The sequence below is a fragment of the Streptacidiphilus cavernicola genome, assembly GCF_042510955.1.
In the GTDB taxonomy this organism is placed as follows: Bacteria; Actinomycetota; Actinomycetes; order Streptomycetales; family Streptomycetaceae; genus Streptacidiphilus; species Streptacidiphilus cavernicola.
Map to the genome: position 1 here is coordinate 312,252 of NZ_JBHFAB010000004.1, position 18,224 is coordinate 330,475.

11 protein-coding genes are annotated in these 18,224 nt (G+C 72.7%); 5 read left to right on the plus strand and 6 right to left on the minus strand.

Translation table 11 applies throughout. From position 1 onward, the window contains the following. The first annotated feature begins 227 nt into the window (after positions 1 to 227). A complete protein-coding gene (locus tag ACEZDE_RS07795; protein WP_380533839.1) occupies positions 228 to 2,435 on the plus strand; it encodes an outer membrane protein assembly factor BamB family protein in 2,208 nt (735 codons plus the stop codon). On the opposite strand, the gene ACEZDE_RS07800 is transcribed toward ACEZDE_RS07795, so the two are convergent. The 5 genes from ACEZDE_RS07800 to ACEZDE_RS07820 all read right to left on the minus strand — a co-directional run bounded on the left by ACEZDE_RS07800 (position 2,417) and on the right by ACEZDE_RS07820 (position 7,919). Beyond that, complete coding sequence (locus ACEZDE_RS07800; RefSeq protein WP_380533841.1) at positions 2,417 to 3,553, minus strand: cation diffusion facilitator family transporter; 1,137 nt, start codon at positions 3,551 to 3,553, stop codon at positions 2,417 to 2,419. The two genes, ACEZDE_RS07795 and ACEZDE_RS07800, sit on opposite strands and share 19 nt — an antisense overlap. Before the next feature lie 113 nt (positions 3,554 to 3,666). Further along, the gene (locus tag ACEZDE_RS07805) at positions 3,667 to 5,046 is read right to left on the minus strand and encodes a S8 family serine peptidase (protein ID WP_380533843.1); all 1,380 of its coding nucleotides are present in this window, start codon (positions 5,044 to 5,046) and stop codon (positions 3,667 to 3,669) included. A 194-nt stretch (positions 5,047 to 5,240) separates the two neighbouring features. Further along, positions 5,241 to 6,677 (minus strand): WXG100 family type VII secretion target, encoded by a 1,437-nt coding sequence (locus ACEZDE_RS07810; protein ID WP_380533844.1) that lies wholly within the window; start codon positions 6,675 to 6,677, stop codon positions 5,241 to 5,243. A gap of 44 nt (positions 6,678 to 6,721) precedes the next feature. Then, the gene (locus ACEZDE_RS07815) at positions 6,722 to 7,042 is read right to left on the minus strand and encodes a hypothetical protein (RefSeq protein ID WP_380533846.1); all 321 of its coding nucleotides are present in this window, start codon (positions 7,040 to 7,042) and stop codon (positions 6,722 to 6,724) included. A 193-nt stretch (positions 7,043 to 7,235) separates the two neighbouring features. Beyond that, positions 7,236 to 7,919, minus strand: a complete 684-nt coding sequence (locus tag ACEZDE_RS07820) for an alpha/beta hydrolase family protein (protein WP_380533848.1) — start codon at positions 7,917 to 7,919, stop codon at positions 7,236 to 7,238. A 121-nt stretch (positions 7,920 to 8,040) separates the two neighbouring features. Here ACEZDE_RS07820 and ACEZDE_RS07825 point away from each other — a divergent pair, with 121 nt between their 5' ends. From ACEZDE_RS07825 to pepN, 4 genes are all read left to right on the plus strand, one after another. Continuing rightward, complete coding sequence (locus tag ACEZDE_RS07825) at positions 8,041 to 8,754, plus strand: WXG100-like domain-containing protein (RefSeq protein ID WP_380533850.1); 714 nt, start codon at positions 8,041 to 8,043, stop codon at positions 8,752 to 8,754. Beyond that, entirely contained in the window at positions 8,751 to 12,572 is a 3,822-nt protein-coding gene (locus tag ACEZDE_RS07830; RefSeq protein WP_380533852.1) for a DUF6531 domain-containing protein, read from the plus strand. The genes ACEZDE_RS07825 and ACEZDE_RS07830 overlap by 4 nt, the downstream gene beginning before the upstream one ends. 94 nt (positions 12,573 to 12,666) lie before the next feature. Then, the gene (locus ACEZDE_RS07835) at positions 12,667 to 12,930 is read left to right on the plus strand and encodes a hypothetical protein (protein ID WP_380533854.1); all 264 of its coding nucleotides are present in this window, start codon (positions 12,667 to 12,669) and stop codon (positions 12,928 to 12,930) included. Positions 12,931 to 13,038: 108 nt separating this feature from the next. After that, positions 13,039 to 15,636 carry an aminopeptidase N gene (pepN, locus tag ACEZDE_RS07840; RefSeq protein ID WP_380533856.1) on the plus strand — a complete coding sequence of 866 codons (2,598 nt, stop codon included), beginning with the start codon at positions 13,039 to 13,041 and terminating at the stop codon, positions 15,634 to 15,636. A gap of 187 nt (positions 15,637 to 15,823) precedes the next feature. Here pepN and malQ read toward each other — a convergent pair whose 3' ends face one another. Beyond that, complete coding sequence (gene malQ / locus ACEZDE_RS07845) at positions 15,824 to 18,016, minus strand: 4-alpha-glucanotransferase (RefSeq protein ID WP_380533858.1); 2,193 nt, start codon at positions 18,014 to 18,016, stop codon at positions 15,824 to 15,826. Positions 18,017 to 18,224 lie beyond the last annotated feature (208 nt).

Here is an 18,224-nt window from a genome sequence, read left to right on the forward strand (position 1 = left end):
GGGCGCGGTGGCGCGTCGCCCGGTGGTGGTGCGTAGCGGTAGGTGCAGCGGGCGGGCCGCGGGGTGACGGTGGGTTGAGGGGGTGGCGCGAAAGGGGCGCCGCCCCCTCGGTGGTCGTGGGCCGGTTCAGCTGGGCGGTGGCGCGGGTCGGTGCGGCTGCGGCCTACGATGTCGTCCGAGTTGTGGCGGAATTCGCTCGGGACAGTCGGGAAAGGTGCGTGCGGGGGATGGCGGAGAACACGACGGGACAGGGTGGGCAGCCGCCGGAGGACCACCCGCAGACGGTGCTTGACGGTTCGTCGGCGAACGCGCCTGCGGACGCCCCGCCTGCGGTGACTTCATCTGCGGCCGACTCACCTGCGGTCACCCCGCCTTCGGCCAGCCCGTCTGCGGCGCCGCCGCCCGGGTACACCCCGACCGAGCTGTACCAGCCTCCGGCAGCAGCGCCGCAGGGCCCCGCGCAGCCGCCGCAGGGCGGGCAGCCGCAGTACACGCCTACGCAGCTCGCGACGCCGCCGCAGGGGCAGGCGCCGCAGGGTGGGCCGCAGGCGCAGGCGGGGCAGCCGCAGGCGCAGGGCGGGCCGCAGGCACAGGCGGGGCAGCCGCAGGCGCCGCAGGGCGGGCAGGCCCTGCAGGGTGGGCAGGCGTACCCCGGGGCGGCGCAGCAGGCGCAGCAGCCGCAGCCGCAGCCGCAGGGCGGGCAGGCCTACCCGCCCGCGCAGGGGGGCGGCGTCCCGCCGCAGGCGCAGGGGGTACCTCCGCAGGGCGGGCAGGCGTATGCGCCCGTGCAGGCCGCTGGGGCGGCGTCGCAGCCGCCGCAGGGCGGGCAGGCGGCGTACCCGGCCGCGCAGGGCGGGCCCGCTTACGCTCCGACGCAGGGGTACCCGCCGCAGGGGCAGCCGCAGGCGCCCGCGCCGTCGTACGGGGGTGGTTACGGCTACCCGCAGGTGCAGCAGGGCGGTGGGTATCCCCCGCAGGGCCAGGGCGGGTATCCGCAGCAGCCCGGTTCCTATCCGCCGCCGCAGGCCTCACCGCAGCAGGGGTTTCCGCCTGCGCAGGGATACCCGGCGGGCCAGGGTCAGGGCTACCCGGCGCCGGTGCCACCGCCGATGCAGGGGTACCCGCAGACCCAGGGCTACCCCCAGCAGGGCTACCCGGTGGCGGCCCCCGCCCCCCGCCGCGGCATCCGCAAGGGCGCGGTTCTCGGGATCATCGGCGGCGTCCTCGCGCTGGCCATCGTGGGCACCGTGATCGCCGTGGTCAACAACAGCGGCGGCAGCCACGGGAAGGACGCCAACACGCTCAACGCGGCCTGGACCGTGGCCTCGATGGGGAGCGGCGACCAGATGGTCGGCTCCTGGGTGACCTCGACCGAGCTGGTCCGCGCCGGGACCGGGACCGGAGTCGTCGCCTACGACCTCGCCACCGGCCACAAGCTCTGGACGCTCACCCCGCCGTCCGACGCGACCAAGCCCTGCACCATGTCGCCGACGGTCAACAGCGCGGGCATCGGCACCATCGGCTTCGGCACCGACACGCACTCCTGCAGCTACGTCGCCGGGGTGGACACCGCCACCGGGCAGATCCTCTGGAAGGTCGACCTCACCGACAGCTCCGATCCGACGGCGAGCAGCGCCGACACCTTCGTCCAGGGCTCGGTCGCGACCGTGCTCAGCCTCGGACGGGCCGGCGGCTTCGACACCAAGACCGGCAAGGAGATCTGGCTCAATCCGGCCCGCGGCAAGTACTGCAACGAAGAGGCGTTCGGGACGACCGGCGCCGTCGTCGTCAACGACTTCTGCGCGGACGTCACCCCGGAGCAGACCCTCACCGCGCTGAACCCGGCCACCGGCAAGCGGCTGTGGCGGAAGACGGAGTCGCAGAGCGTCATCGAGGGGTACTTCCTCAACGGCTCCCCGCTGGTCGCCATGCTGTCGTCGAACTCCAAGGGCCCGGTGTCGATCTACAGCAGCACAGGCACGGCCAAGCAGCTGGACATGTCGAACTTCACCCTCGACAACAACAGTCCGACGTCGGTGAAACTCGGCCAGACCCTGGTGGCGCAGAGCGCCGAGGACCTCTCCGACTCGACCAGTACGGCCGGCCAGGTCGTCGCGTTCGACCTCGGCACCGGCGACCAGCTGTGGCGCTACAACGGCGAGAGCGACCACGGCGCGGTGCTGGTGCAGACCACCAGCGGCAGCAATGTGTACGCGATCTCCACCGGGACCTACAGCGGCTCCCCGCACTTCGTCCAACTCGACCCGGTGACGGGCAAGTCCACCATCATCGGCGCGCTGCCCTCGGATGCCAACGACTGGTTCGTCAGCGAGGACGTGCTCTACGCGCTGCCGAACGGCGGACTGCTGACGCTGGTCGCGGGTTACCAGAACCCGTCGACGCCTTCCATCGAGTACTACAGCAAGTCCAAGTAGGCGGCGTTGCTCTGACGGTCCGTCGGCTGCGGGCGGCGGACCGAGAGGCGGACGGTCGCGGCGGCGAGGTGCGGCAGGGCCGCGTGCAGCGCCTGCTCGGCGCGGTCGGCGAAGTCGCGGGCGGTGCCGACGCTGAGCTCGGGGGCGACCGCGAGCTCCGCCTCGGCGCGGAGGGTGTGCCCCACCCAGCGGAGGCGGACCCCGCCCACCTCGACCGGCCCGGCGGGGGCGGTGAGGTTGGCGGGGGCGGCCGGGTCGGTGGGGAGGTGTGCGAGGGCGGCTTCGGCCAGGTCCAGGAGTGCCGGGTCCACGGCGTCCATCAGCCGGTGGAACACCGCCCGCGCGGCGTCACGCAGCACCAGCAGCACGGCAGCGGTGATCAGCAGCCCCACCAGCGGGTCGGCCTGACGCCAGCCGAGGGCGGTGCCGGTCGCGCCGAGCAGTACGGCGAGGGAGGCGAAGCCGTCCGTCCGGGCGTGCAGGCCGTCGGCGACCAGGGCGGCCGAGCCGATCCGCCGTCCGGTGCGGATGCGGTAGCGGGCGACACACTCGTTGCCGACGAACCCGACCAGCGCCGCGGCGGCCACCGCGACCAGGTGGGTGGCCGGGCGCGGGTGCAGCAGCCGTTCGACGGCGGCGTACAGGGTGAACCCGGCGGAGGCGGCGATCACCGCGACGACGGCGAGCCCGGCCAGGTCCTCGGCGCGCCCGAAGCCGTAGCCGTAGCGGCGGGTCGGCGGGCGGCGGCCGAGGAGGAAGGCCAGCGCGAGCGGCAGCGCGGTGAGCGCGTCCGCGGCATTGTGCACGGCGTCGCCGAGCAGCGCGACCGAGTGGCTCGCGGCGACCACGGCGAACTGGGCGACGGCGGTCGCCGCGAGGGCGGCCAGGGAGACCGCCAGAGTCCGCAGGCCTTCGGCGGAGGCGGTCAGCGCGGGGTCGATCCGGTCGGCCGGGTCGTGGCTGTGGAGGCGGGGGGTGTGCGGGCCGGGGGTGTGCGGGCGACCGTCGGCGTGGGGGTGCGGGTGGGGGTGGCTGTGCGGGTGGGCATGGCCGTGCGGGTGGGGGTGCTCGTGGCCGTGCGGGTGGGGGTGCTCGTGGGCGTGCGTGGACTGCTCCATGGGGCCACGGTGGCAGACCGGACGCATTGCAGCCACTGCCGACATACCGGCTGTGACCAGGTGCGATGCCGTCGCAGAAGCGGGGTCGGCGCAGGTGCGGGAGACCCGCCGGGTCAGCCCTGGGGGTTGCCGCCGTAGTAGGGGGGCTGCTGCTGGGGCTGGGTCGGCTGGGCGTAGGGGTTGTTCTGGTAGACCGACGGCGGAGGCTGCTGTCCGCCGCCACCGGCCTGCGGCTGCTGGGGCTGGTAGTACGGCGGCTGCTGCGACGGCTGCGGCGACGACGGCGGCCGGTACTGCGGGGCCTGGGGCTGCTGCGGCTGCTGCTGGTAGGGCGGGGGCGTCTGCGGTCCGTAGCCGGGAGTGCCGCCGCTGCCGGGGCCACCGGGGCCGCCCGGGGTCTGCTTCTTCCGACGGGCGATCAGCACGATCACGACGATGACCACCAGCAGCACCAGCACGCCGACGACGGCGAGGACCAGGCCGCTGCTGCTACCGGACTTCCCACCGCCGGAGGCGACGCCGGTCGCCGGGTGGGAGCTGCTGCTGCCGGTCCCGGGCGCGGGGGTGGCGGCCGAAGCCAGAGTCGCCTGCGGCAGCGGGCCCGCGGCCGGACCGGGGTTCTTCGCCATCGAGGCCCAGAGCGTGAAGTTGGGCCGGGCGAGCCCGTATCCCCAGGTCGAGTTGTGAGCGGCGGACCCGACCGGACTGTGGTCGGCCCCCTTGATGATGAAGTTGACGACCTGGCCCTGCGTCAGCTTGGGGTAGGCGGAGCGGATCAGCGCGGCGAAAGCGGAGACATAGGCCGCGGCGAAACTGGTGCCCTTGCTCTGGTACATCTTGGTGTCGCTGCTGCCACCGTCCCGGACGATATTGAACGCAGGCGCCACCACGGTCAGATGCGAGCTGGTGGTCTCGCCGTTCCAGAGCTTCCCGTTCTGGTCCACGCCGCCCACCGAGATCACCCCGGGGAACGAGGCGGGATAGTTGTCCACCGCCCTGGCGTCGTTCCCGGAGGCCGCGACCAGGACGACGTCATGGGCTTCCGCGTAGGCGACCGCCTCCTCCACGACGGCGGAGTCTCCGGTCGGGGAGCCGAACGACATGTTGATCACCTTGGCGCCGTGGTCCACCGCGTAGTGGATGGCCTTCGCGATGACAGTCAGGGTGTCCCCCTTGCCGGGGTCGATCCCCACCGGAAGGATCTTCGACTCCGGAGCGATCCCCATCACACCCGATGCGTCGCCGCTCCCGTGTCCATGACCCGCGATCAGGCTGGCGACACCCGTGCCGTGGCCGTCGTCCGCGTAGTCGGTCTGTCCGTTGCCGCCATTGACCAGGTCCGTTCCTGGCAGCACCTGTCCGGTGAGGTCCACATGGGTCGCCCGGACCCCGGAGTCGATGACCGCGACGACGACGCCCTTGCCCTCGGAGTGCGGCCAGACATCCGTCGACATCTTGTAGGCCTGCAGCGGCCACTGGGCGTCACGTGTCACGTCCGCCCTTGCCAGAGGAGCAGAGGTCAGCACCAGGGTGCCTGCCAGCACCGCTCCGCCAAATGCACTCAATGCCCGCTTGAAGCCCATGTCACCCGTCTCACTCACTCCAGGCCGGTTGCCCTGCGGGTACGAGGACCCACAGGGCAACCGGTACAGCGCTCGGTCATGCCATCGTCGCCCACCAGTACGCGTCAGCCGATCACCGGGGGGTTCGGCGCGGCGTCCTGCGCCCAGGTCTCGTCGTCCTCGACCAGGTAGGCCGCACGGGCCTTGCGCTTCTTCTTGTTGTTCCCGCCGCGTCCGGCACCGCCCATACCCATGCCCATGCCGGTCCCGGACTTGCCCTCGCCCTCGGCGCCCGCAGCACCGAGGCGTCCTTCGCCCTCGCCCAGGGCGCCGACCTCACCCGCTGCGCCCTCACCCGCGAGGCCACCCTCGCCGAGGGCCGAGCCGCCGAGGCCCTTGCCGTTGAGGCCGACACCCAGCCGACCGCCGCCCCCGCCGACTCCTCCGCCGAAGGCGCTGCCCATGCCGACGGCGCCGACGCCCCCGAAGGCTCCGCCGCCGACGCCCCCACCGCCGGAGCCGGAACCCACACCGCCGACACCGCCCACACCGCCGACGCCGGAACCCACGCCGCCGGTGCCGATCCCGGTGGTCGGACCGCCCTTCACCCCGTCGAGGGTGCTGCCGAACGGCGGCACGGTGCCCGACGTCTTGCCGCCGTCGATACCGCCGTTGACCCCGCTGGGGTCGTCGACCGGCGTCAGCTTCAGCGGCGGCTCGGGAGTGACCCCGCCCTGGATCGCCTTGACCTTGCCCCCGTTGTCGCCGCCGTTACCCGGTGCTCCGCCCTGCCCCGGGGATCCGGGAACCGTGCCCTTGGGCTGGGTCACCGGCGAGCCCGGGTTCGAAGAAGGCGGAGGAGGCCAGGAGCCGTCGCCGCCGGTGTAACTCGGCGGCGCGTCCAGCTTCGCGGCGGCGGCGTTGTACTGGACCCCCACCTTCTCCATCACCAGGACGGCCTTCTGGTGGGCCTGTTCGACCGCCGAGAGCTGGGAGCCGTCGTGCTGGACGGCGTAGTCCAACCCCTTCGCCGCCGCGTCCTGCTTGAACTGGATGTCACCCTGTTCGCTGGTCATCGCGCGGGAGAAGCGGTCCCAGCGGCTGGGCATCGACGGCATCTCGGACTGCGCCGCCGACAGTGCGATCGAGGCGTCGGTCATCGCGGACGACGTCTGGTGGGCGTACTGCGCACCGTTGTTGAGGCTGGTATTCAGGGCGGTGGCGTTCTCCCGGAACGCGTCCGCACTCGCCCCGGTCCAGTTCTGCAGCAGATTGTTGACGTGCGTGCCGAGGTCTGTCGCGCTCTCACCGAGGGCGTTGCCAATCGTGGTCCACTGGGTCGCCACATGGCTGATGGCGTCCGGGTCCGCATCCTTGATCATGTTCTGCAGGTTGACCAGGCCCCCGGCGGCCTCGAAGTCCGTGGTGTAACCGTCCGTGCCGGTCTTCCCGCCGGCGTTCGCCGCCTGGACCTTCTTCCACTGCGCGTCGGCGGCCTTCTGCCGCTTCTGCTGTTCCGCGATCTGCTGCTGGTAGGCCGCAGCATCACTGATTCCCGCCACTGTCGTGCCCTCCCGTTTCTCTCCGAATCTGCCGGTCGACCCCGTCAGGACGCGCTGAAGTGCCCGCTCGTCGTGGTCTCGTGGTCGGAGTACGCGGTGTGCACCGCGGCGGTCTTGTTGGTGAACTCCTGGACCATGCTCTGCAGCGTCGTGATCATGCCCAGGATCTGCGTCTTCATCGACTCGTGCGCCGAGTAGAGCGTCCCGGACTCGGCGAACGCCTCGGAGCCGAACTGCTTGCGCGTCAGGTTCGTGTTGTAGTTGACCTTGGTGCAGGCGCCGTCCATGCCGTCCACCACGGTCTGCAGCTTGGTGATCGTCGACTTCAGGTAGTCGAGGTCGACCTCGTAGCCGGTTCCAGTCATGATCCGCTCCCCGTTCAGCCACCTTCGGCGTCCGCCATGACGCCGCCCCTGCAGGCATATAAACCGTGGCCATCATAATGACCACATCAAGTGCTCATTCGACCGGCTCCCGGTTCACCACCATCCTCGGCGTCACCTGCCGATACGACAAGTACGGGTACGGAGCCTCCGGCCACCGCAACGTCGGCGGGTTTCAGCGGCCGGAGAGCAATTCCGTCGCCCACTCCCCCACGCCGTCGGTGATCAGCGCCAGCAACTCGGTCTCGCTCATCGGGGCGGACTTCAGTACGGCGAACGAGTGGTTCCCGTACGGGAGCGCGAGCAGCCGCTGGTGCGCGCCCAGCGGCGGGAAGGCGTCACCGCCGCCGAAGGGGTCCTTCGCGCCCTGGACCACCAGGGTCGGCACCGGACAGTCCAGGAGCTCCGCGGCCCGGCTGCGCTCCGGCTTGCCCGGAGGATGCAGCGGGAAGGCCAGCGCCAGCACCCCCGCCGCGCCGGTCGCGACCGCGGTGCGGCAGGCGACCCTGGCCCCGGCGCTGCGACCGCCGACCAGCAGCGGGAGCCCGGCCGGGTGGGCCGCGCGCAGGGCGGCGACGACCGGGAGCCAGCCCGCGTCCAGGGTCTTCGGGGCGGGGGCGAGCTTCTTGCCGGCCACCCGCCAGGGCTGCTCCACCAGCGCGACGGTGATCCCCAGCGGCGGCAGGGCGGCGGCGAGCGCCCGCAGGTCGGCGGCCTCGATGCCGCCGCCCGCACCATGGCCGAGCGCGAGCAGGGCGCGGGGCGGGGTTCGTGCCCCTTTCGTTGCCGGGAACGCCGGGAACGCCGGGAACAGGGTGTAGCGGGCTTCACCGGCCGGTGTGCTGACGAGCGTGTGCATGGGTCGACCCTAGATCGCGGCATCCCGCTGGTGTCGGAGGCGGCCTGTACTAGGTTTGGTCCCGACATGTGCACGCTGATGCCTGGGGGGCGCTGTGGCGATCGAGCTGCCGGGGGAAGTGGTGTCGTTCCTTCAGTTCATCGGGGTCAACTGGCCCCAGGTGAACGAGGACAAGGTACGGGAACTCTCCTCGCACATCACCGAGTTCGCCACCAGCGTGGACAGTACGCACCAGGACTCCACAGCGACCGTCCAGCAGATGTCCGACGCCTACCAGGGTGCCTCCTACGACGCGCTGCTGGCCAAGTGGGCTGCCCTGTCGAACAGCCATATGACCGAACTGGTGAACGCCTGCCAGGTGGTGGCCGCCGCGCTGGACGCCGCCGCGGACGTGATCGTCGCGATGAAGCTGGAGGCGATCGCCGAACTGGTGGTGCTGGCCGCCACGTTCGTGGCCGACCAGGCCGCCGCGGTGGCGACGTTCGGGCTGGCCGAGGCCGCCGAGGCGCTGGTGGTCAAGGCCGCGGAGAAGGTGATGGACTTCCTGGAGCAGCAGTTGGAGCAGTACATCATCGGCGAGGTGATCGAGGCCGCGATGGGCCCGCTGATCGAGACCGTGGGCAACGCCGTCACCGGGCTGGTGTTCCAGGCCGCCGAGGGCGCACTCGGGGTCACCGCGGGCGGGGGTGCGGGCGGGGGCGGCGCGGGTGACGGCTTCTCGATCCACCCGCAGATGCTGCAGACCTACGCGCAGACCATGCACGGCCACGCCGAGACCGTGGCCGGCCACGCACAGGCCTTCCAGGCCAAGCTCGCGGGGGTGAGCTTCGAGTGACCAACAGGATCGTGCAGGCGCTGGAGGACGGGGCGCGGAAGCTCGGCAAGACCCTGGGCGAGGACGCGGGCAAAGCGGTCAAGGACTTCTACCACTCGACCGGGAACAACCTCAAGAAGGTCGCCGAGAACACCGCCGAGGCCGACGCCAAGCACGCCGGCGAGCTCAAGAAGCTGATGGAGGACGGGAAGCACGACGAACCCCACGTCCCGCACGAAGGCGGAGGCGGTGAACCCCGGCCCGGCCGGGAGCCGTCCGGCGGCGACGGGCACCAGGGCCCCGGCACCGGCCGGGAGCAGGTCGCCGACCCGCGCGAGGCGGGCCGCGACGACGACGCGGTCTGCGACGGCGGCGAACCGGTGGACATGGCCACCGGGCGGATGTTCATCGACCAGACCGACGTCTCGCTGCCCGGGACGCTGCCGCTGCTGTTCACCCGCTGCTTCGAGTCCGGCTACCGGGCCGGGCGCTGGATGGGGCAGCGCTGGGTGTGCAGCTTCGACGAGCGGTTGGAGGTCGACCCGGAGGGCGTGGTGCACCTGCGCGCCGACCGGGTCTCGCAGGCCTACCCGCACCCCGAGCCGGGGCAGCCGCCGGTCCAGGCGAGCGCCGGACGGCGGCTCGACCTGTCCGTCGACGCCCATGAGCGCTACTACACCCTGACCGAGGCCTCCACCGGCCTGGAACGGGAGTTCACGGTCCGTCCGGGCGGGGCGACCGCGCTGCTGACCCGGCTGCGGAACCGCTCCGGCGACAGCATCGACTTCCGCTACGACGCCGACGGCACCCCGCGCGAGATCGTGCACAGCGGCGGCTACCGGCTGCTGGTGGACACCGAGGAGGGCCGGATCACCGCCCTGCTGCTGGCCGGCGCGGCCGACGACGGCGGCGACCTGGCCCTGCTGCGCTACGGCTACACCGACGGGCAGTTGAGCGAGGTCTACAACTCCTCCGGCCTGCCGATGCGCTTCGCCAACGACCAGCAGGGCCGGGTGGTCTCCTGGACCGACCGCAACGGCAGCCACTACACGTACAGCTACGACCACCTCGGCCGGGTGGTGGACGAGGGCGGGGCGGACGGCTCGCTGCGGTTCCGGTTCCACTACGGCGATCCCGACCCGGCCACCGGCCTCAAGGTGCACAGCGAGACCAACGCCCTGGGCCACACCACCCGCTACGAGGTCAACGCACACGCCCAGATCACCGCGCAGACCGACCCGCTCGGCAACACCACCCGCTACGAACGCGACGACTACGACCGGCTGCTGTCCGTGACCGACCCGCTGGGCCGCACCACCCGCTACACCTACGACGGCGCGGGCGACCTGGTGGCGGTGACCCGTCCGGACGGGGAGCAGAGCACCGCCGTCTACGAGGGCGAGTCGAGTCTCCCGTCGACGGTCACCGAGGCCGGCGGGGCGGTCTGGCAGCAGACCTACGACGCGGCCGGACACCGCACCTCGGTCACCGACCCGCTCGGGGCGACCACCCGCTACGCCTACGATCCGGCCGGGCACCTCGTCTCCGTCACCGACGCCCTGGGCGGTGCCACCCGGATCCGCCGGAACGCGGCCGGGCTGCCGACCGAGGTCACCGACCAGACCGGCGCGACCACCCGCTACGAACGGGACGCCTTCGGCCGGGCCGTCGCCGTCACCGACGCCACCGGCGCGGTCACCCGGCTCGGCTGGACCGTCGAGGGCTACCCGGCCGTCCGCACCGCGCCGGACGGCAGCGTCGAGCGCTGGACCTACGACGGCGAGGGCAACCTGCTCGGGCACACCGACGCGCTCGGACGGACCACCTGCTACGAGTACACCCACTTCGAGACCCTCGCCGCCAGGACCGGCCCGGACGGGGCCAGGATCTCCTTCACCCACGACGCGCAGATGCAGTTGACCGCCGTCACCGACGCGCTCGGCCGCAGTTGGGAGTACCACTACGACGCGGCCGGGCGGGTGGTCGGCGAGAGCGACTTCCAGCAGCGCACCGTCGGCTACCAGTACGACGCGGCGGGGCAGATCACCTCCGTCACCAACCCGCTGGGGCAGGTGACCCGGTTCAGCCACGACGACCTGGGGCTGACCGTGGGCAAGGACGCCGACGGACGGGTCACCCGCTACGCCTACGACCGGGCCGGACACCTGGTCCGGGCCACCGACCCGGACACCGACCTGGTCCGCACCGTCGACGCCCTCGGCAACCTGCTCACCGAGACCAGCAACGGCCGTACCCTCGCCAACAGCTACGACCCGCTGGGCCGCCGCACCCGGCGCAGCACGCCCGGCGGGCACATCAGCGCCTGGTCGTACGACGCGGCGGGCCTGCCGCTGGCGCTGCACACCCCCGGCGGGAGCCTGGACTTCGCCTATGACGCGCTCGGACGCGAACTCCGGCGCGGCATCGGCGACACGCTGACGCTGACCAGTTCCTGGGACAGCAGGCACCGCCTCACCGGGCAGACCCTGAGCGGGCGGAGCGTCAGCGGGCCGGAAGGATCACCGGCACCGCTGCAGCAGCGCGACTACCGCTACCGCGCCGACGGCAACCTGGTCGGTGTGGACGACCGGCTGACCGGGCGCCGGGACTTCGACCTCGACCCGGTCGGCCGGGTCACCGCCGTGCACGCCGAGGGCTGGACCGAGCGCTACGCCTACGACCCGGCGGGCAACCTCACCGAAGCGGACTGGCCCGCCACCGGCGCCACCCGCCCCGCGCTCGGCGACCGCACCTACACCGGGAGTCGACTGGCCGCGGCCGGGCGGGTCCGCTACGGCTACGACGGCGCGGGCCGGACCGTGCTGCGCCAGGTCACCCGGCTCTCCCGGAAACCCGACAACTGGCACTACCGCTACGACGCCGAGGACCGCCTCACCGAGGTCACCACCCCGGACGGCGCGGTCTGGCGCTACCTCTACGACCCGCTGGGCCGACGCACCGCCAAGCTGCGGCTGTCCGAGGACGGCGGATCCGTGGTCGAACGCACCGACTTCAGCTGGGACGGGTCCACGCTGGCCGAGCAGACCACCCTGGCCCCGTACCTGCCGGGACCGCACACGCTCAGCTGGGACCACGAGGGGCTGAGCCCGCTCGCGCAGACCGAGACGATCACCGTTCCCGGCGGCTCCGACGACACCGCGCAGGAGCAGGTGGACCGCCGCTTCTTCGCCATCGTCACCGACCTGGTCGGCACCCCCACCGAACTGGTCGACCCGGAGACCGCCGCCATCGCCTGGCGGGCCACCCCCACCCTGTGGGGCAACACCACCTGGCCCAGCGACAGCAGCACGTACACGCCGTTGCGCTTCCCGGGCCAGTACTTCGACCCGGAGACCCGGCTCCACTACAACGTCTACCGCTACTACGACCCCGAGACCGCCCGCTACACCACCCCCGACCCGCTGGGCCTGGTCCCCGCCCCGAACCCCGACACCTACGTCCACAACCCGCACACCTGGAGCGACCCGCTCGGCCTCTCGCCGCACCAGAAGGTCACCGAGCTGCCCGAGACGACCGCTCCGAAGCCGCTCAAACCGCAGGACGCCGACCAGGCGATGACCGACTTCCTGGGCCCGGGGCCGTACACCAACATCCATCCCCGTACCGGCGTTCCCGACCCGAACCGCCTGGTCTCGGCGGACGGACGGCGCAGCATCCGGATCGGGAACCACGAGATGAACAGCAAGCCGACCAAGTTCCACTTCCACATGGAGACCTGGGACTTCGTCTCACCGTCCAACGAATGGATCGTCGGCAACACGATGGTCCGCGTCCCCCTAGGATTGAAGAGTGCGAGTAAGAGTCCTCCGGGTCCTTGACCCCGCCGAGGGAAAGGTCGTCTTCCGTTACGGGACGAGTGAGGCCGCCGGTTTCTGGGCCGGACCCACGCCTGCCCGGGAAGGGGACTTCGACGTGGAGATCGACGTCCCGGAGGAGGTCACCGACTGGACGGTCGCTCCGCCGTCACCGGGCTCGATCGAAGGCCCGGAGGGCGGGACCGTGACGGTCACCGGCACGGTGATCGGTGTCGGAGAGGAGGACGACCCGGTGGTGGAACTACGGGTGGGGGACGGGATTCTCCTCGTCGAGACCGACGACTCCAGGCGCGCCCTCGCCCCGGGCGGTTCCGTCGCCTTCCGCACGTCGAGGATCCTGCTGCACCCGTACGACCTCTGACCCCCGGGCCGCGAGTCGGGCTGCGGCTGCGCCGACAGGCCGACGTGGGAGGATGCCGAGAAGCGCGTAGCAAGCGTGCGGCAAGAGTCAACGAAGGAGTCACGCAGCGTGCCTGGCACCAATCTGACCCGTGAGGAGGCCCGTACCCGGGCTGAGCTCCTCCACGTGGACGCGTACGAGATCGAGCTCGACCTGAGCACGGCCACCGAGGGGGGCACGTTCCGGTCCACCACCGTGGTCCGCTTCACGGCCGCCACCCCTGGCGCGTCCAGCTTCATCGACCTGGTGGCCCCGGCCGTCGTCGAGGTCGTGCTGAACGGCACCGCGCTGGACCCGGCCGAGGTGTTCGCGGACAGCAGGATCGCGCTGCCGGGCCTGGCGGCGGAGAACGAACTGCGGGTCGTCGCGGAGTGTGCGTACACCAACTCCGGCGAGGGGCTGCACCGCTTCGTCGACCCGGTCGACCAGCAGACCTACCTCTACACCCAGTTCGAGGTGCCGGACGCGCGCCGCGTGTTCGCCTCGTTCGAGCAGCCGGACCTCAAGGGGACGTTCCAGTTCACCGTGACCGCCCCGGCCGGGTGGAAGGTGATCAGCAACGAGGTCTCCCCCGAGCCCGAGCAGGGCCCCGCCGAGGGCACCGAGCTGCACCGCTTCGCGGCCACGCCGCGGATCTCGACCTACATCACCGCGCTGATCGCGGGCCCGTACGTCGGCGTGTTCGACAGCTACGACGGCCCGAACGGGCAGCACGTGCCGCTGGGCATCTACTGCCGTCCTTCGCTGGCGCAGTACCTGGACGGCGAGGCGATCTTCGAGGTCACCAAGCAGGGGTTCGACTACTTCCAGGAGAAGTTCGACACCGTCTACCCGTTCAGCAAGTACGACCAGCTGTTCGTGCCCGAGTTCAACGCCGGCGCGATGGAGAACGCGGGCGCGGTCACCATCCGGGACCAGTACGTGTTCCGCTCCAAGGTGACCGACGCCGCCTACGAGGGCCGCGCCGAGACCGTGCTGCACGAGCTCGCGCACATGTGGTTCGGCGACCTGGTCACCATGGAGTGGTGGAACGACCTGTGGCTGAACGAGTCGTTCGCCACCTTCACCTCGGTGCTGTGCCAGTCCGAGGTGGCCGGCGGACGCTGGCCGCAGGCCTGGACCACCTTCGCCAACTCCATGAAGACCTGGGCCTACCGGCAGGACCAGCTGCCGTCCACCCACCCGATCATGGCGGAGATCAACGACCTGGAGGACGTCCAGGTCAACTTTGACGGCATCACCTACGCCAAGGGCGCCTCGGTGCTCAAGCAACTGGTGGCGTACGTCGGCCAGGACGCGTTCTTCGCCGGCGTGCAGGCCTACATGAAGCGGCACGCGTGGGGCAACACCCGGCTGTCCGACCTGCTCGGCGCGCTGGAGGAGACCTCCGGCCGCGACCTCAAGGCCTGGTCCACGGCCTGGCTGGAGACGGCCGGGATCAACGTGCTGCGCCCGGAGATCGAGACCGGTGCCGACGGCGTGCTGACCTCGTTCGCGATCCGCCAGGAGGCCCCGGCGCTGCCGGCCGGCGCCAAGGGCGCGGCGGTGCTGCGACCGCACCGGATCGCGGTCGGCCTGTACGACCTGGACGAGAGCGGCGCGCTGGTCCGCAGCGAGCGGATCGAGCTGGACGTCGAGGGCGAGCTGACCGAGGTGCCGGTACCGGCCGGGCGCAAGCGGCCCGCCGTGGTGCTGCTCAACGACGACGACCTCTCCTACGCCAAGGTCCGGCTGGACGCCGAGTCGCTGGCGAACGTCACCGCGCACATCGCCGACTTCACCGAGTCGCTGCCGCGCGCCCTGTGCTGGGCCTCGGCCTGGGACATGACCCGGGACGGCGAGATGGCCGCCCGCGACTACCTGTCGCTGGTGCTCAGCGGCATCGGCCGGGAGTCCGACATCGGCGTGGTCCAGTCGCTGCAGCGGCAGGCCAAGCTGGCGGTGGACCTCTACGCCGACCCGGCCTGGCGGGCCGAGGGCCTGACCCGGTACGCCGACGCCGCGCTGGGGCTGCTGCGCTCCTCCGCGCCCGGCAGCGACCACCAGCTGGCCTGGGCGCGGGCGTTCGCCTCGGCCGCGACCACCGACCAGCACCTGGCCGTGGTCGCCGGACTGCTCGACGGCAGCGCCCCGATCAGCGGCCTGACCGTGGACACCGAGCTGCGCTGGTCGCTGCTGGTCCGGCTGTCCGCCACCGGGCAGGCCGACGAGGCCGCGGTGCTGGCCGAGTTGGAGCGCGACAACACCGCGGCCGGGCAGGCGCACGCGGCAACCTGCCGGGCGGCGCGCCCGACCGCCGACGCCAAGGCGTCGGCCTGGGCCTCGGTGGTGGAGGCGGAGACGCTGACCAACACCGTCCAGGAAGCGGTCATCGGCGGCTTCGTGCAGACCGACCAGCGGGAGCTGCTCGCCCCCTACACCGCGAAGTACTTCGCGGCGATCAAGGGGATCTTCGAGGAGCGCTCGCACGAGATGGGGCAGCAGATCGTGGTCGGTCTCTACCCCGCGGTGCAGGTCGAGCAGGCGACGCTGGACGCGACCGACGCGTGGCTGGCCGAGGCCGAGCCGGCTCCGGCGCTGCGGCGGATGGTGGTCGAGGCCCGCGCGGGCGTCGAACGGGCGCTGCGGGCGCAGGCGGCGGACCGCGGGGCGGCGCGGGGCGCCTGACGCCTCTGCCGCGGGTCCGGGCTGACGCCCGGCGGGCAGACCACCTGCCGGGCAGGGTTGCCTGCCCGGCAGGGTTGCCTGCCCGGCAGGTTGCCTGACGGCAGGGTTGCCTGACGGTAGGCGGGCTGACGGGTCGTCATCAGTGTGGTGCCGCCCCCGCCGGGCTTCCCGGCGGGGGCGGCACCGTTCAGCCGCTCCGTTCGGGCTGCTGCGGTTCGTTCATGACGGCGGCCAGTGCCGCGGTGCGGGGGGCCGCGGTGAGCTGTTCCAGGGAGGCCGGGCGGCCGGTGGCATCGGCCAGCGGGAGGCGCCAGTTGGGGTACTCGGACGAGGTCCCCGGCAGGTTCTGCGGGCGCGGGTCGCCGAGTGCGTCCGGGAGCCAGACGCCGACCAGTTCGGCCGGGGTGCGCAGCAGGTAGCGGTGCAGCGCCGCGACCGCGTCCGGCAGCGCCGCGGCGCCGGGCGGCGCGGCCTCGGCCAGGTCCGCGGCCGGGCCCTCGCCGTACGGGGAGACCGCGAGCAGCCCCTCGCCGGCCAGCTCGCCGAGCCACTCCTCGACGTCGGACTCGGCCTCGGCCTGCTCCTCGGCCAGCGGACGGGCCAGCAGGCCCAGCCGGTGCCGCAGTTCGACGTGCTCGCCGCTGAGCCTGGCGGCGGTGCTGGGCAGGTCGTGGGTGGTCAGCGTAGCCAGGCACTCGGCCCGCCAGCGCTCCGGCGGCAGCGGGGTGCCCTTGGCGTCGTCGGCGTAGTCCCGTTCGAACCAGAGCACCGAGGTGCCGAGGATGCCGCGTTCGGCCAACTGCTCGCGCACGCCCGGCTCGACCGTGCCCAGGTCCTCGCCGATGACGGCCGCGCCCGCGCGCTCGGCCTCCAGCGCCAGCACGCCGAGCATCGCCTCGTGGTCGTAGCGGACGTAGGTCCCCTCCGTCGGCGGGCGGCCCTCGGGCACCCACCAGAGCCGGAACAGGCCCATCACATGGTCGATCCGCAGTGCGCCCGCGTGCCGCACCACCCCGCGCAGCAGCCCCGCGTACGGGGTGTAGCCGGCGTCGGCGAGGGTGTCCGGACGCCACGGCGGCAGGCCCCAGTCCTGGCCGTGGGCGTTGAAGGCGTCCGGGGGCGCGCCGACCGAGATGCCGGTGGCCAGGCAGTCCTGGAGCGCCCAGGCGTCGGCGCCCTCGGGGTGGCAGCCGACGGCCAGGTCGTGGATCAGGCCGACCGCCATCCCGGCCCCGGTCGCCGCCGCCTGGGCCGCGGCGAGCTGGTCGTCGACCAGCCAGGTCAGCCAGCGGTGGAACTCGACCCGCTCGGCCAGCTCGGCCGCCGCCCGCCGCACCGCGGCCGAGCCGGGGTCGCGCAGCCCGGCCGGCCAGGAGTGCCAGGCCGGGCCGTGCACCTCGGCCAGCGCGCACCAGGTGGCGTAGCGGTCCAGGGCGGTGCCCTCGCGCCGCAGGAAGGCCCGGTAGGCAGCCTCGCGTCCGGGGCCGCGCGGGACGGCGTGCAGCAGCGTCAGCGCCTCCTGCTTGAGCGCCCAGGTGGCGTCACGGTCGATCAGGCCGTCCTGCAGCAGCACCGCGTCGCGCAGCGCTGCGCCCCGGCGGCCCAGCGCGGCCACCTGCTCGCGGGCGGCGGGCTCCAGGTAGGGGTACTCGGGCACGGCCTCGATCCGCAGGTGCACCGGGTCGGCGAAGCGGCGCGACGAGGGCCGGTACGGGGACGGGTCGGAGCCGTGCCCCGGCATCGCGGGGACGCCCGCGTGCAGCGGGTTGACCTGGACGAAGCCGGCCCCGTGGGCGCGTCCGGCCCACTGCGCCAGCTCGGCCAGGTCGGCCAGGTCGCCCATCCCCCAGGAGCGTTGCGACAGCACCGAGTAGAGCTGGGCCAGCAGGCCCCAGCTGCGCCGCGGCAGCCCCGGCAGTCGGGCCGGGGCGACCAGCAGCGGGGCGGCGGAGGCACGGCCGTAGCGGCGGGCGCAGAGGGTGTGCCGTCCGGTCGGCAGGTCGCCGGGGATCCGCCCGGCGGCCGGGTGGTGGTCCAGGCTGCGGGCCGGGCGGCCGTCCTCGAACTCGATCCACAGCTCGGTGTCCAGCGGGACGGTCAGGTCGCGCGGCTGTCCGGCGCGGGTGACCAGGTGCCGCGGCAGCAGCCGGTCGGCCCGGCGCCGGTGCAGCCGGTCCAGCGCCTGTGCGGCGGCGTCCGGGGTGGAGGCGTCCACGTCCAGCGCGGCGAGGACCGCGACCAGGGTGTCCGGGGCGATCGGCGCGGGGCCGTCCGGGCCCTCGCGGACGGTGTCGACGCCGTGCGCGCGGGCGAGCTCGGCGAGGGCCGCGGGCTGGCCCGGGGCCGCGGCTTCGGCGGACGGTTGGGACGTTGTGGCCACGGAGGCTCCTCGGCGCGGTGGGGACGGGCGGCAGGCACGGATCCTCCTACCCGGATCCGGTCCGCTCTGACACCGGCCATTGGGGTGGGTCGAGCCGCGGTCCGGCGCCGTTCACCCGGCATTCATGGGCTGGTCGGACATAACGACCGGGGTCTGCTCGATCGTTGACAGTGCACCGCACTCTCTGTGATGGTCTTAGCGAACGTCA

Excerpts from the sequence above, each read along its gene's own strand:
- ACEZDE_RS07815 (WP_380533846.1), bottom strand. The coding sequence starts at position 7,042 with ATGACTGGAACCGGCTACGAGGTCGACCTCGACTACCTGAAGTCGACG.
- ACEZDE_RS07800 (WP_380533841.1), bottom strand. The coding sequence starts at position 3,553 with ATGGAGCAGTCCACGCACGCCCACGAGCACCCCCACCCGCACGGCCAC.
- ACEZDE_RS07795 (WP_380533839.1), top strand. The coding sequence starts at position 228 with ATGGCGGAGAACACGACGGGACAGGGTGGGCAGCCGCCGGAGGACCAC.
- ACEZDE_RS07820 (WP_380533848.1), bottom strand. The coding sequence starts at position 7,919 with ATGCACACGCTCGTCAGCACACCGGCCGGTGAAGCCCGCTACACCCTG.